Source organism: Bradyrhizobium sp. STM 3843 (genome assembly GCF_000239815.1).
Lineage (GTDB): Bacteria > Pseudomonadota > Alphaproteobacteria > Rhizobiales > Xanthobacteraceae > Bradyrhizobium.
In genome coordinates, this window is the sequence record NZ_CAFK01000012.1 from 44,860 (window position 1) to 59,227 (window position 14,368).

Sequence of the window (14,368 nt, forward strand, 5' to 3'; positions counted from 1 at the left end):
AAAGGCTGTCGCCCGTCCCTCCTGCGAAGTCGCGGCTGCACGCACGACTTTCACACCGTCGTTTCGCCAATCTCTGACACCCACAAATCGAACTCCAGCTTTTGTCCACGAAAGCGAATGTGTGTACTCTATTGCGGACAAAGAAGCCTTGTCCACTATAAAGATATGGAGTTGGATTTTTGTCCTCTATAGATGACAAACTTTTGAACCGGATCGCCCTGACGATCCGCAGGCGGCGGGAGGAGTTGAGTTTATCGGTGCGCGCACTCGCGGGCAGGAGCGGGGTCTCCTCTTCGATGATCTCGGATGTGGAGCGCGCCGCCAAGTCACCGACGATTTCGACGCTTGCCGCCCTTTCCGAGGCGCTCGAGATGCCGCTCTCAACCCTGGTTGAGAGCCGGGAGCCGTCCCGACTACGCGTCCTGAAGGCAACAGAGCGGCAGTGGCTCGTCGAGTCAGGCACTGGCGCAAAGCGTGATTGCTTCATGCCTGCCGTTGCCGGCAGCGAAGTCGAATTCCTGCGTTATGTGGTGCCGCCAAGAACCTTGGCGGGACCATTTCCTGCTCACGCGCCGGGCACAATAGAGCACGTTTATCTGGTGTCGGGTGCGCTTCAGATAACCCTCGGCAACGATGTCGCAGACCTAGAGGCAGGCGATAGCTGCTCATGCTACGCCGATTTGCCGCACGGTTTTGACAATCGTGACGGTAAAACGCCGGCCGAACTCATCATCGTCGTCGAACCGCCCCGCGCATCGATGTCGGATCGGGGAAGGCGCCACGAGAGAGGCCGATGACGCTCACGCCATCATACGAAGGATAAACAGGGGTTCCTCTTGTCGGTGGTTGCGTGTGATTCCGCCCCTGGGCACCATAACCGCGTTTTTCCACGCTAGAGCACGATCTTGCAGGATTGCGTTCGCTGGATGATCGGCGCGAAGGGTGCTCGCGAATTTCTCTCCCGACGCGCTCGTAAGCGTGCAGATCGCCGTGGTCCTGTGTCCGACCGTGCTCTTCTCTGTCATCGGCCCTGCAAGATTGACCTCCTAAGCTAGGCGATTAGCGTCCACAATTGCGGACTCGTTGACCGGCCATGTTCGGCGCGCTGGGTACAGAGGGTTCATTGAATCCACGAGAACGCCACCGAGCTTCTAACGTCGAATACAGGGCAACTATTAAGACGTTGGGTATCCACGAGGTAAACGCCAGAATCGGAGACATGCTGGAATAGCTGCCGTACCCCAACACGAAACCGATCGGAATCTGCAGGCGAAGGACAACGGCTCCGAAGGTCATCGCGTAGCTGAATCGCATAAGTAGCCGATGCCACTCAAGCCTTCCCCGTACGACCGAAATCCAAGCGGCCATAGTAGTGCCGATCCACAATCCCGCGAGAATCCCGAAGCCGAGACCAGCTACCCAGCCACCCGAAGCAAATGGTGACGTAGCCAACGCTCCTGTGCCACCTATAACGCACGCTAGGACGTAAACTCGGCCGGAACAACGATGCAGCGCTGGATGGCGCGCTCGTAGCCCCGGAAAGAATTGGAGCGGTCCTAGGACCAAAGCGGCAGGAGCTACGAGCATGTGCATTAGCGCTTGCAGAGGCACTTGCAGTATGACTGCCTTAATATTCGGATCGATGCCGAACCACACATTTCCCAGCGCGGCGTAGTATCGCAAGGACTGCGCGGCTACGACTGTGGCGAGCATGACCATGATGGCCCGCCCAATTCGGGGCATGCATCTCTTCTGCATCTGTCTCACACCTGACCGCTTATTGTTGGTCAAACCGTTTGGTCTTACCGCCGGCATTTCCCGGAGGGTGAAGCCCGACTATGATTGGACCGTCTGGGCGGACAAGTATTGGGGGATCACCGGCACGGAAACAGGGATGAGAGAATGAGTGCTGGGACGAATAGCGCTTGTCACGTGACGAAAAGCGCTCCATTTGAGCTAGCCGCTGCCTCTTTCGGGATGATTGCAGCCGGCGAAGCGGTGGTCGATCTGTCCAACGCGTTCACCCTCGTGCACAATTCGCTCCGTCACGGCCCGGGCGTCGCGCTGTGGATCAGGCAAGCGGCCGTAGACTGCCTCGTGCCAGTCATCTGGGAGCAAGCGCTCGGGTCGCGATGATCAAAATTGCGCGGTACGGGTTTCGATCTCGCTGTCACGTCTCTCTCACTGATCAGCACGTCACCAACTGACAGCAGCCCCGCCGCCGGTCGCCTACGGCTTTTTCGAGGTTCCCTCGCTGTGCATCTTCCGTGGTGGCCGCCAGCAACCTTCCTGGTCTCATCGCGAAATAGCCACAACAGGTAGGTCAAATTCTACTCGGGTCGGAAAAGGCATAGGACTGCTACGATGTTCTGGAAATCATCTCGCGTTTTGGGGGCCGCCTTCTATATCGCCGCATTTCCTGCAAGCGCGCAGCAGGGCGCGGAGATCGACGCGTGCATAGCCAAAGCCGACGGTGTTTCCTCGAAAATGTTGGATTGCGGCAAAGCCGAAATCGATAAGTGGGACCCGAGGCTGAATGCCGCCTATCAGACGCTTCTGCATAGGTCCGAGGGCAAGCAGCGAGCGCAATTGCAACAAGAGCAGCGCGCCTGGCTCAAACATCATTTGAGCGAGACTCACCGTCTGGCTGTCGACCCCAACAATGGGTCCGTCGCATTCCTCGAATCGCAGTCTTTTGAACTGGATGACTTGGTCGAGCGAACGTTGGCGCTCGAAAAGTGCGTCAACGAGAAGCCTTGAGCGGTCGACACCTTCGTCAAATCAGCACTTGAAGCGGATATCGGTATCGGTAGTTGCGCCTCCAGGATTTGAACCTCGTAGGGGGCGAACAAGCGGCGGGTTCCGGTTGGCCATAAGCGTTGCTTCCCAGCGAGCCAGGCTGCCAGCCAATAGCGAAGCGGGGCTCCCGCGATTGGGTTTCGGGATGCAATCGCTACGGCAAACCCGGGCCCATCGTAATCCTCCAGGGCCTCCTGGCCCTTAGGGCCATGCTCAGCGGCTGGAGGATCGCTCGCAATGTGTGAATCAATTAGGCCCGGCGGGCGTCTCGAAGGATGGACCGCCCGCGCGTCTTCCTTCCCGCGGCAACTCTTGCCCGGGCTGTGCCCAACATGGTGTCCCTCGAAAAACAGAGGCGCAGGGAAAGCCGAATGCTCAAGCGCACCCGCAGGTGTCCCGGTTCTGACATTCGTATCCTGGTGCGGCAGCTTCGTTTACGAATGTCAGAACCAAAGCGACACTAGCAAAATATCAATTTTCTAGTGTGGCTTTGGATTTGACATTCGCTTGGAGGGTTCGTGGCGGGGAGCGCGCGCGGATTTCTCGCACGGGGATACGGCTTAGGGCTTCTTGGAGATAGCGGTCGGAGATGCGCGGCTCGGACGATTAACTAATGACGAATCCAGCTGCGAGTCCGAAGGAATATCACTCGGGCAGGCCCGCCATCCGCAGGCCGGTTTCGAAGCGGGCGAGATGCTCCGGCCGCCGGATCGGAATCCAGTCTGCGAGACTGCTGACGCGAAACGTGGGGTCTAGCACCCGCAAATGTTTGATCGCGATGCGCGCCTGCTCGGTGCGGTCGGCGAGCGCGTGACTCGCTGCGATGATGGCGACGGCCAGCAAAAAGCTCGGCAATTGTCTGAAGGATTGTTCGGCCCAGGTCGAGGCCATGTCAAAGCGTCCGGCAAACAGATGCGAGAGGGCCACGCCCGCCTGCATCCGGAACATCTCCGGATCCAGCGGGCTGAAACGCATCGCGCGCGCAAAGAACTCGATCGCGGCGTCGGCGTCCCCGCGCTCCGCTCTGAGGAAGCCCCCCAGGAACCAGGCCGACGCCAGGTTGGGATTCAGCAACAGCGCTTTGTCGACCAGCGCGATTGCGCCCTCCACGTCGCCGGCGAGATGGGCGAGGGCATGCCCGCCCCTGGTGAGCGCGACGGCGTCGTCCTTGCCCAATTCCACCGCGAGGCGGGCCAGTCGAACACCTTCCACGGTTTCTTGCGCCCGATTGGCCATCCAGCCATTTACCTTGCGCCAGAAATGACACCACGCGGCCATGGCGTGGGCAGCGGCAAACTCCGGATCGAGTTGTATGGCCTTGTAGAACAGCGGCAGCGCCTGTTCGATTGCCTCTCGCGTCCCCCGATGCAAATGAGGCATGGCGCGCAGATAATTGTCGTAGGCGCTGAGGCTGCCGGTCGGTTTCCGGCGGGCGCGCTCGATCTCGGCTCGCTCGAGTTGAGAGGCAATCGCTCCGACGATGCTGGTCGCGATCTGATCCTGGAGCTCGAAAATGTCCTCAAGCGTCCCTTCGAACCTCTCGGCCCAAAGGTGGGTGCCGCTTGCGGCATCGATGAGCTGGCCTGTGATACGAATCCGGTTTTCGGACTGTCGCACACTGCCTTCAACGACATAACGCACGCCAAGCTCGCGACCCACCTGTTTCTCGTCTACCGTCTTGCCCTTGTAGGTGAAGCTCGAGTTGCGGCCGATCACGAACAGCCAGCGGAGCCGTGACAGGGCCGTGATGACGTCCTCGACGATGCCATCGGCAAAATAGTCCTGCTCGACGTCGCCACTAAGGTTGCGAAATGGCAGGACCGCGATCGACGGAGAATCCGGCAGGGCCGGATTGGGTGCCAGCTTTCCATCCATGATGTCCGCGTCGGTCGCCACCGCGCTCGCGGTGAGCGCCTGTTCTGCAATCTTGCCGACAAATCGAATGCCTTTGCGCGCAACCGTCCGGATCAGGCGCTGCTCCTTGCCGGTGTCGCCGATCGCCCTGCGTACCGCGTTGATGTGGCTCGTCAGCGTCGATTCGGAGACGATCCGTCCTTCCCACACGGCTTGCAGGAGATCGTCTCTCGTCACCACCTGTTCGCGGTTGCGGACCAGGTAAAGCAACAGATCGAATACCTTCGGTCCAATAGCGATGAGCTCGGCGCCTCGCCTGAGTTCGCGCCGGTCGACATCCAGACAATAATCTTCAAATGAGAATTGCACTGCCGCGCTCCGCTTGGACAAAAAGCCAAGAAAAATTCAATGCCGATTCACCGTAGCCGCAAGGCTTTTCGGTTCGCATGGGCGCACCCTCCCTGCTGCTTTCAGACGCAGCCTGGTCATCGGCGGCGAGCAATGGAGGAAAAGCCATGAAGATTGTCATTATCGGCGGTACAGGTCTCATCGGAACGAAGCTTGCTGGCAAACTCCGTCAGAAGGGCCACGACGTGGTTCCAGCATCTCCCAGAACAAGCGTCAACACGATCACGGGTGAAGGTCTCGGCATGGCCCTCTCCGGTGCCGAGATTGTCGTGGACGTCGCGAATTCGCCTTCATTCGAGGACAGCGCAGCCCTGAAATTCTTCGAAACGTCAGGCCGTAATCTTCTGGCGGCCGAGGCCGCCGCCGGCGTGCGACATCACGTAGCTCTGTCGGTTGTCGGGACCGATCGGCTTCCGGAATGCGGTTACTTCCGCGCCAAGCTGGCACAGGAGAACCTGATCAGGACCTCGAAGATTCCCTACACCATCCTGCGCGCCACGCAGTTCTTCGAGTTCATCGGCGGGATCGTCGATTCCTCTTCCGATGGGCAGACCGTCCGGTTGTCGCCCGCTTTGTTTCAGCCCGTGGCTTCGGACGATGTCGCCGCCGCGCTGGCGGGCGTCACGCTCGGCGCACCGGTCAACGGTGTGGTGGAATTGGCAGGACCGGACCGATTCAGTCTCGACGAGTTCGGCCGAAAATATCTGACCACGAAAAAGGACCCGCGCAAGGTCGTGGCCGACGTTCACGCCCGCTATTTCGGCGCAGAACTGGACGATCGGTCTCTCACGCCCGGCAGCAATCCGCGACTTGGCTTGGTGCGTTTCGAGGACTGGCTGGCCCGGCCCGCAGCGTAAACGCTGTCGCATTGCGAGGACAGATCCATGAGCAAGCCGATCTTGCGCGATTCCTTGCCCATGACCGAGCACGTCGTCACGACTTACACCGTCGCGATGCAGCGAATGGAGCGACGGTCGGGAAGATCACTTGCAAAGGGACGATCGCGGCTGGCGTCGGCCGATCCGCAACGTGTCACCGATCTCTGAACACTTCAGCGGCATTGACAACGTTTCCGCCGCGGGAAGCGCGCCCCGCCTGGGATCGAACGCCAACAACGAGCGCAGAAGTTTTCAAAGATGAATCAGATGATCCACAACACTCAACAGGAGATAAACATGAATTTACACAACACCTCACGCGCCGTCGGATCGAGGCCCGAAGAGCTGGTCCCGTCGCGATACGCACTGAAGGTCGGCGAGATTGACGTGCTGGTGATAAGCGATGGGGTGCTGCCGCTTCCAACCGCGATGTTGGCACACAATGCCGCCCCGCGCGTCCGGGCGGCCTGGCTGGACAACATGTTCCTGCCGCCGGATGCCTTCGATTGGGCGCTGAACGCGGTTTTGGTGCGTAGCGGCGGCAAAACCATACTTATTGACGCTGGACTTGGGTCCGATCCGGACTTGCACTTGCCGCGGGCGGGGCAGTTGATCAGACGATTGGATGCCGCCGGCATCGATCTCGCGTCCGTGACCGACGTGGTGCTGACCCACATGCACATGGACCACGTTGGCGGGCTGCTCGTCGACGGGGTGAAGGAGCGGCTGCGTCCGGACCTCCAGATTCACGTGGCAGCCGCCGAGGTCAAATTCTGGGAGTCGCCCGATTTCACCCAAACCAACATGCCGCAGGGGTTCCCGGACGCGCTTCGGGCGGCCGCCAAGCGGTTCACGAAAGAGTACCACAATCACCTGCGGCAGTTCGACGAGGTGCACGAGGTGGCGCCGGGCGTGGTCGTGCGTCGCACCGGCGGTCATACCCCCGGCCACAGCGTGGTCCGCCTGACGTCCGGCGCCGACGCGCTGACGTTCGCCGGCGACGCCGTGTTTACGGTCGGTTTCGACCACCCCGACTGGCACAATGGCTTCGAACACGATCCCGAAGAGGCGGCCCGCGTTCGGGTCCGACTCTTGCGGGAGCTTGCCGAGACCGGCGAGATGCTCGTGGCCACTCATATGCCGTTCCCGTCCGTCGGCCGGGTCGCTGTTGATGGCGACGCCTTTCGCTTTGTACCGATCTTCTGGGACTACTGACCGCGTGCTGAATTAGGCACCAACTGGGGCGCGCACTCATAGCGTTTGTGGGTTCGCGCCCTGGTTTCCGCGCCGCCGATTGGGGTCCCGACCCAATTTACCCTCCTCACGCCACCATGCTAAGGACAAACAGCAGTTCCTCGTGTCGGTGGTTGCGTATGCGTCCCCCCTGGGCATCATAACTGCGCTTTTCCACGCTAGAGCACGATCTTGTACGATTGCGTTCGCTGGATGATCGGCGCGAAGGGCGTTCGCGGATTTTCTCTTTCCGGGGCTCGCTAAGTTGACATGCGTTCAAATCCAGCCCCGTAACCAACTAACAATGACCCAGCAATTTTCTGGGATTGCGGCGTCGTTGTTTCCGAGGTCCGACTATCGATCTGTGAGCACCAACGCGCAGGGGGCAACGCGAAAGAGCGAAGTTTCGGCGATTTCGAATGCTCATCCGGCGGATTTCACCAATTCACGCCAGCGACTCGGCGCGATTCCGCTCCAGCTTTCGAAGGCCCGGCTGAAATGGGCGGGATCGCGATAGCCGAGCATCCCCGCGATATCGGTGATCGGCCGCTCCGACTGGCACAGCAGCCTGATCGCCTGCCGCTGCAACGCATTCCGCAAAAGGTCGGAGTAGCTCAGTCCGATCTCGCCGAGTCGGCGCTGTAACGTTCGTTTTGAGACTCCCGCTCGGCGAACAATGCCGGAAAGGGTTGGACGAGCGCCGAGTAGCTCGAGATCGATCAGGGCCGCAACATGGCCGGGTAGGTCGTCCGGAGCGGGTATATCGAAAATCCGAGCGAGTTCGTCGGCGTCGAGCCCTTCCGTTCGATCCAGATGCGGATTGACGGCCACGAGCAGCCGCCGGTCGAAAATGATCGTGCCGGGCGCGTCGCAGATCACCGTGGCGGCGCCCATCTGCTCGTCGATCGAACGCTGGGCGCGCGCCGTCAGGCCGCCGATCATGATCCGGCTCGGCAGCCAGCCGGCGCCGGCAAAATGCCGGACGACTGCGATCATGTACCAGATCGCGAGCATCTCGTTCTGCGGTCGCCCATCCGTCGCGGTGTCGGCCAGTTCGTAGGACCAGTGCACCTCTTTGCCATGTCGTCGGACGAGGAGCCTTGTCGCGCTCTGCAGCATGTGCGGCAAACTCGTCCCTGCGCGCTGGATCGCTTCGAGCAGGGTGGGGGCCTGAGTGACCCATTTGCCATAGACGCCGAGGCCCGCGATCGAAGTCTGGCGGCCGAGACGTGCCGCGAAGACCTCATCGCGCAGCTCGCGTGACGACGCCGCAAGCAGCCGGAAATGGTCGCGCAAAGGCAAGAGCGTATCCGGCGATTCCAACAGGCGGATAGGAAGCTCGGCACGGCGAAACACCCGCTCGATCGATCCGCCGGTCGCAGTGACGACCTCCGCGATCGGCCCGAGCGTGCTCGCGCGTGTGTAGCCTGTTCGACGCATCTGCCCTCGCGCGCCACAAGAGCACCGATTTTGGCATGTCGTGGCATGCAGAGATCCGGCACGAACAATAGCATTCGGCTCTCTGCTCATGAACCGCGAACTGACAGGCCAGTTCGGGAAAAAATCACGGAGAACGCGAATGTGTCTCTATTGTCTGCAGCTGTCTTCGGGCGGCGGCGTCTCCAGGCGTGACATGTTGCGGAGCGCGGCAACTCTCGGCCTGGCGCTGCCATTCGCTGGCAGCGCCTCGAAAACTGCCTTCGCTGCCGAACAGAGCGGTCCGCCGCCGGAAGAGTTCGTGAAAGGCATCGAGGACCTGCTCGCGCGGGCGCGTTCGCCCGAACTTGCCGGCTACCGCGTGTTCGAGATCAATGGCAATGACCTGCCGTGGATTGATCTCGGCCTTGCGGCCGCGAGAGGTCAGCAGATCACCTTTCTGCTCACCGGGCGAATGTGGGTGTCCCGGCAAGCTGATCTTTGGTTCAATCCCGGGCTGGTTTTCCATGCCCGCACGTGCGGCCGACGGCCGATGTACAGTCCGGGGGCCGATACAGGCACGATGACTGCCTCGCATGACGGCCCCCTCGAAGCAGCGCGCTCGGCTACGCAATTCGCCGATGAGGACGGCAGGCTCGCGACGCCGGAAGATGCCTACCGGAAGCAGGACGTGAAGATCACGGGCGTCGCGCTCATGTGGCGTGGTGAGGCCGCCGCGGGTCTTGCGAGCCTCTCCGCGCATGGCGATGTCGGCGGTCTCATCGCCGCCGAGATCGCGCGCCTGCGGCGCGACCGCAAGCTGCCGGAAGGCTGGTCCAATTTCTTCATGTTGGGCGGCGGCGCGGAAACCTTTAGCCGAGACGCCAATGGCGAGATCGTCTGCGAGAGCTCCGGGAGCGTCTCCATCATCGAGCGGCCCCTGTCGACACCGTTCGCCTCCCGCCCGACGCTCGGCTGGCGCTGGAAGATCGACCAGCTCCCGTCGAGGGTCGCGGAGGACCAAGCGCCCTTTCACGACTATCTCTCGATCGGCGTGAAATTCGAGGATGGACAGGACCTCACTTATTTCTGGAGCGCAGCACTGCCGACCGGCAAAGTCTTTCGCTGTCCGCTGGCCGGCTGGAGCGCAGTCGAAACTCATATGGTCGTCCACTCCGGCGCGAAGGATCTCGGATCATGGTACGAGGTTGAGCGCGACATCGCTTCCGACTACGCTGCTCATATAGGAGGGGCGGCGAAGGCGATTTCTCACATCTGGCTGTTGGCGGTCACGCCTTTCCAGCGCGGCCGGGGAGCGTGCCGCTACGCCGACATCAGGATCGGTGCGGCCGATGGCGCGGTGCGCAAGCTATAGACGAGTGCCGATGTTGCTCACGCCACGAACCCCGGAACTATTTCATCGCAAGAATCGGATATTGCGCCTCCAGGTGACGCGATGATCGGTCGCGGGGCGGATTCGTCTGGTGGCACTATGCTACGACGTCGCGCTTGAACGGGTTCATCATGCGCTCGGGTCGTCAATCAGCCGTTGCGGTCGGGCGAATGTCTCCAGCAGGTCGTGACGATCAATCAGGATTTCTCGGCCTCTGACGCGAACGCCATGCTCGGTCAATTGGGTCAGACCGCGAGATAGATTCTCGCGGGTTGTGCCGATATGCGACGCCAGCGTGCCCCGATCGAAGGGAAGAAGGATGTGGGCCGGTGCGCCATCCTTGTGGGCCTCGGTCAATATCCAGTTCGCAAGTCGTTCGACACTCGACCGTGCCACGTAGCCTTTCAATTTCTTGACCGCGCCTCGGTAGGCGAGGGCGAGCTCCCTTGCCACGATCCGGGCGAACGCAACGTCCCGGTCGAACACGGCACGAACCCGCTCCGCTGGGATCAGCAGGATCCGTGACTCCCGGATCGTCCGGGCCGAATTCAAATAGGGCTGGTCGCTGACCACGGCAGCGAGAATGAAGGTGGAGACTGGCTTCACGAGCGTGATTCCCCACTCGGCGTCGTCCTGTTCAGTAAAGATTTCGACCAGCCCGTCGACAAGCACATGCAGGAAATCGGCGGACCGTCCTTCGTGAATGAGATCCACGTGGCTTGGGAACTGCTGGAGCAGCGCGGCGTCCAGCAGGCTTTCGAGGTGCTGCGGGGCCATTTCCGAAAACAGCGGGAGGGCTTTCACTTGAAGGAGCTCTTGGGCGCGCAACTGTCTTGCCTCCGAATGGAACCGTGTGACTTTCGTCAAATAACCATCAGTCTTATGTCAACTGTTTGTGTTGGATCAAACAATTTGCATTGCAGCAAAATACAGAACTGGCTGGTTGATGTGGCCTTCTTGATCCATCGCAATTCAGGACTCGACAGAGTCGGCAATCCAGTCCCCCAGCCGAAGCTGAAGCAGTTTGTCGGGGGCTATCATGGACGTTGTCGGTTCAAGTGCCGCGCATAGAGGTCGGGCCCTTTGGCTCTCGACCATCGCGTTCACAATTTGCTTTGCCGTCTGGACCATCTTCTCGATCATCGGGATTCGAATAAGGCAGGAACTCGGGCTCAACGACACCGAGTTCGGGCTGCTGGTCGGCACGCCCATCCTCAGCGGTTCGTTGATCCGTCTCGTCTTGGGGATCTGGACCGACCAATATGGCGGACGACGCGTCTACACCTTCGTCATGCTCGCTGCAGCGGTTGCGACATATCTGCTGACCTGGGCTCACAACTATCCCCAGTTCCTGCTTGCCGCCCTCTTCGTGGGCGTCGCGGGCGGGTCGTTCGCGGTAGGGGTCGCTTACGTGTCCCGATTCTACCCGCAGGGCAAGCAAGGCACCGCGCTTGGCATTTTCGGTGCTGGCAACGTCGGCGCTGCCGTGACCAAGTTCCTGGCGCCCTTCGTGCTCGTCGCCTATGGCTGGCAGACGGTTGCGCAGGTCTGGGCATTTGCCATCGGCGCAATGGGCATCATTTTCTGGATCTTCTCGGAAGAAGACCCTGTCGTTCGCGCGCGGCGCGAGAACAATCAGAAGCCGAAGAGTGCCTGGCTCGAGCTTGCGCCGCTGAAGAACATCCAGGTCTGGCGCTTTGCGCTCTACTACTTCTTCGTGTTCGGCGCGTTCGTTGCCCTGTCGCTGTGGCTGCCGCAATACCTGATCAAGGTGTACGGCGTCGACATCAAGACCGCCGGCATGATGGCAGCTATGTTCTCGTTTCCGGCGAGTGTGTTCCGCGCCTATGGCGGCCATCTCTCCGATCGCTATGGCGCGCGGCGTGTCATGTATTGGGCTTTGATGGTCGGCGTGGTGTCAACATTCGTGTTGTCCTATCCTCCTACCGACTATCTCGTTAAGACGGTCAACGGGACCGTCGGCTTCCATCTCGAAATGGGTGTGGTGCCCTTCACCGTGACCGTGTTCGTGCTCGGCTTCTTCATGGCGCTGGGCAAGGCCGCGGTCTACAAGCACATTCCAGTGTACTATGCTGATAACGTCGGTGCGGTCGGTGGCCTGGTCGGCATGATCGGCGGGCTCGGCGGCTTCGTGCTTCCGATCGCGTTCGGCGCGCTCGTCGACCTGACCGGGCTTTGGACCAGTTGCTTCATGCTGCTGTTCCTGTTGGTCACCTCCGCACTGATCTGGATGCACGTCTCGATCCGCCAGATGGAACGTGGCGTTGTCGGCGAAGCCTTGAAGAAGCTTCCCGAGCTTCCCGAGATGGAGGAGATCCACAAGCCCGAGCATGTTGGCGTGCTGTCGGGTGCGGTGCTGACCGACTGGCGGCCGGAGGATTCGGAGTTCTGGGAGAGCGGCGGGCGCGCGATCGCGCGGCGCAACCTCTGGATATCGATCCCGGCGCTGCTGCTGTCCTTCGCGATCTGGCAGGTGTGGTCAGTGGTGGTAGCAAAGCTTCCATCGGTCGGCTTCAAGTTCACGACTGATGAGTTGTTCTGGCTGGCGGCACTGCCGGGTATCTCCGGCGCCGTACTCAGGATCTTCTACTCCTTCATGGTGCCGATTTTCGGCGGCCGGCTGTGGACCACGCTCGCCACCTGGTCGCTGCTGATCCCCGCCGTCGGCATCGGCTATGCCGTGCAAAATCCGGCGACGCCCTATCCGCTATTCCTCGGGCTTGCACTGCTGTGCGGCTTCGGCGGCGGCAACTTCGCCTCCTCGATGTCCAACATTTCCTTCTTCTTTCCGCGTGCGGAGAAGGGCAACGCGCTCGCGCTCAATGCCGGTCTCGGCAATCTCGGCGTCAGCGTCGTGCAATTCGTCGTTCCGCTCGTGATCACCGCGGGAGTGTTCGGCTGGTTCGGCGGTGACCCGGCCATGGTCAAGAATGGGACACAGCAGGCGCCGCTTTGGCTGCAGAACGCCGGCTTCATCTGGGTGCCGTTCATCGTCGCCAGCGCCTTCGCTGCCTGGTTCGGCATGAACGACATCGCCTCGGCAAAGGCGTCTTTCGCTGATCAGGCGGTGATCTTCCAACGCAGGCACAACTGGATCATGTGCTTGCTCTACACCGGAACCTTCGGCTCGTTCATCGGCTACTCCGCGGGCTTCCCGCTGCTCGCCAAGACTCAGTTCCCGGCCGTGGATGCCTTGCAGTTCGCCTTCCTTGGTCCACTGGTCGGCGCGCTCTCCCGTTCGGCCACCGGCTGGATGGCCGACAAGTGGGGAGGCGGACGGGTCACGGTGGGCGTGTTCATGCTGATGATGGTCGGCGTGCTCGGGGTCTTGTACTTCCTCGGCATCAAGGACCAGCCCGGCGCGTTCTGGGGTTTCTTTGCGATGTTCCTGCTGCTGTTCTTTGCGACGGGCGTCGGTAACGCGTCGACCTTCCAGATGATCCCGAACATCATGCGGAAGGAGATGGACCGCCTGATGCCGACCGCCGACGCCACGACCAAGCTGCGTCAGGCGGAGAAGGAGTCGGCTGCGATCACCGGCTTTACCTCGGCGATTGCCGCCTTCGGCGCGTTCTTCATTCCGAAGTCCTACGGGACGTCGATCGATTTCACCGGCGGCGTGCAGGCGGCGCTGTGGGGCTTCTTCGCCTTCTACGTGATCTGTGTGGTCGTCACCTGGGCCGTCTATACCCGCAAGGGTGGCGTGCTCCACGACATCGAACGCGGTGGCCGGATCCCGGCCGCAGCGCAGCCTGCCGAATAAGGAGAACGAGGATGAGTCACTTTCTGGACAGGCTTTCGTTCTTCACCCGGAGGAATGAAGAGTTCGCCGGAGGGCACGGCGTGACCACGAGCGAGGATCGCTCGTGGGAGGAGGGGTACCGGAAGCGGTGGCAACACGACAAGATCGTGCGCTCCACCCACGGGGTGAACTGCACGGGCTCGTGCTCATGGAAGGTCTACGTCAAAGGCGGCATCGTCACCTGGGAAACCCAGCAGACGGACTATCCGCGCACGCGCCCCGATCTTCCGAATCACGAGCCGCGCGGCTGCGCGCGTGGCGCGAGCTATAGCTGGTACCTCTACTCCGGCAATCGCGTGAAATATCCGCTGGTGCGCTCGCGCCTCATCAAATTGTGGCGCGCCGCGCGTGCCACGATGACGCCGGTCGCAGCCTGGACGTCGATCGTGGAGAATCCGGACAAGCGCGCGTCCTATGTGCAGAAGCGGGGCCTCGGCGGCTTTGTTCGCGCCAACTGGGCCGAAGTGAACGAGATCATCGCTGCGGCGAATGCCTATACGGCGAAGACCTACGGTCCCGATCGCGTATTCGGCTTCTCGCCAATCCCGGCCATGTCGATGGTGA

At 61.1% G+C, this 14,368-nt stretch carries 11 protein-coding genes; 8 read left to right on the forward strand and 3 right to left on the reverse strand.

Going from position 1 to position 14,368, the window contains the following annotated elements; genetic code table 11:
* The first annotated feature begins 203 nt into the window (after positions 1–203).
* Positions 204–797, forward strand: coding sequence for an XRE family transcriptional regulator (locus BRAS3843_RS02525; RefSeq protein ID WP_050886332.1), 594 nt, complete (start codon positions 204–206; stop codon positions 795–797).
* A 1,567-nt stretch (positions 798–2,364) separates the two neighbouring features.
* Positions 2,365–2,760 carry a lysozyme inhibitor LprI family protein gene (locus tag BRAS3843_RS02540; RefSeq protein WP_008967133.1) on the forward strand — a complete coding sequence of 132 codons (396 nt, stop codon included), beginning with the start codon at positions 2,365–2,367 and terminating at the stop codon, positions 2,758–2,760.
* Between the two features lie 684 nt (positions 2,761–3,444).
* Here the strand turns inward: BRAS3843_RS02540 and BRAS3843_RS02545 are convergent.
* Positions 3,445–5,022 carry a winged helix-turn-helix domain-containing protein gene (locus BRAS3843_RS02545; protein ID WP_008967135.1) on the reverse strand — a complete coding sequence of 526 codons (1,578 nt, stop codon included), beginning with the start codon at positions 5,020–5,022 and terminating at the stop codon, positions 3,445–3,447.
* Between the two features lie 146 nt (positions 5,023–5,168).
* On the opposite strand from BRAS3843_RS02545, the gene BRAS3843_RS02550 reads away from it, so the two are divergent.
* From BRAS3843_RS02550 to BRAS3843_RS02555, 3 genes are all read left to right on the forward strand, one after another.
* A complete protein-coding gene (locus BRAS3843_RS02550) occupies positions 5,169–5,918 on the forward strand; it encodes an SDR family oxidoreductase (RefSeq protein WP_008967136.1) in 750 nt (249 codons plus the stop codon).
* 27 nt (positions 5,919–5,945) lie between these two features.
* On the forward strand, positions 5,946–6,107 hold the full coding sequence (locus tag BRAS3843_RS41265; protein WP_175361071.1) for a hypothetical protein: 162 nt from the start codon (positions 5,946–5,948) through the stop codon (positions 6,105–6,107).
* Between the two features lie 90 nt (positions 6,108–6,197).
* Positions 6,198–7,154 (forward strand): MBL fold metallo-hydrolase, encoded by a 957-nt coding sequence (locus BRAS3843_RS02555; RefSeq protein WP_035980609.1) that lies wholly within the window; start codon positions 6,198–6,200, stop codon positions 7,152–7,154.
* Positions 7,155–7,595: 441 nt separating this feature from the next.
* Here BRAS3843_RS02555 and BRAS3843_RS02560 read toward each other — a convergent pair whose 3' ends face one another.
* Complete coding sequence (locus BRAS3843_RS02560) at positions 7,596–8,612, reverse strand: AraC family transcriptional regulator (RefSeq protein ID WP_008967138.1); 1,017 nt, start codon at positions 8,610–8,612, stop codon at positions 7,596–7,598.
* A gap of 139 nt (positions 8,613–8,751) precedes the next feature.
* On the opposite strand from BRAS3843_RS02560, the gene BRAS3843_RS02565 reads away from it, so the two are divergent.
* Complete coding sequence (locus BRAS3843_RS02565) at positions 8,752–9,963, forward strand: DUF3047 domain-containing protein (protein ID WP_008967139.1); 1,212 nt, start codon at positions 8,752–8,754, stop codon at positions 9,961–9,963.
* Positions 9,964–10,110: 147 nt separating this feature from the next.
* Here the strand turns inward: BRAS3843_RS02565 and BRAS3843_RS02570 are convergent, their stop codons facing one another.
* Entirely contained in the window at positions 10,111–10,809 is a 699-nt protein-coding gene (locus BRAS3843_RS02570; RefSeq protein WP_035980624.1) for a helix-turn-helix domain-containing protein, read from the reverse strand.
* Between the two features lie 211 nt (positions 10,810–11,020).
* On the opposite strand from BRAS3843_RS02570, the gene BRAS3843_RS02575 reads away from it, so the two are divergent.
* Together BRAS3843_RS02575 and BRAS3843_RS02580 are read left to right on the forward strand one after the other, a co-directional pair.
* On the forward strand, positions 11,021–13,765 hold the full coding sequence (locus tag BRAS3843_RS02575) for an MFS transporter (protein ID WP_008967141.1): 2,745 nt from the start codon (positions 11,021–11,023) through the stop codon (positions 13,763–13,765).
* 11 nt (positions 13,766–13,776) lie between these two features.
* A partial coding sequence (locus tag BRAS3843_RS02580; protein WP_175361072.1) for a molybdopterin-dependent oxidoreductase occupies positions 13,777–14,368 on the forward strand: 592 nt, incomplete at its 3' end.

Coding starts and splice junctions, on each gene's coding strand:
- BRAS3843_RS02560 (WP_008967138.1), bottom strand. CDS start 8,612: ATGCGTCGAACAGGCTACACACGCGCGAGCACGCTCGGGCCGATCGCG.
- BRAS3843_RS41265 (WP_175361071.1), top strand. CDS start 5,946: ATGAGCAAGCCGATCTTGCGCGATTCCTTGCCCATGACCGAGCACGTC.
- BRAS3843_RS02575 (WP_008967141.1), top strand. CDS start 11,021: ATGGACGTTGTCGGTTCAAGTGCCGCGCATAGAGGTCGGGCCCTTTGG.
- BRAS3843_RS02550 (WP_008967136.1), top strand. CDS start 5,169: ATGAAGATTGTCATTATCGGCGGTACAGGTCTCATCGGAACGAAGCTT.
- BRAS3843_RS02565 (WP_008967139.1), top strand. CDS start 8,752: ATGTGTCTCTATTGTCTGCAGCTGTCTTCGGGCGGCGGCGTCTCCAGG.
- BRAS3843_RS02540 (WP_008967133.1), top strand. CDS start 2,365: ATGTTCTGGAAATCATCTCGCGTTTTGGGGGCCGCCTTCTATATCGCC.
- BRAS3843_RS02555 (WP_035980609.1), top strand. CDS start 6,198: ATGAATCAGATGATCCACAACACTCAACAGGAGATAAACATGAATTTA.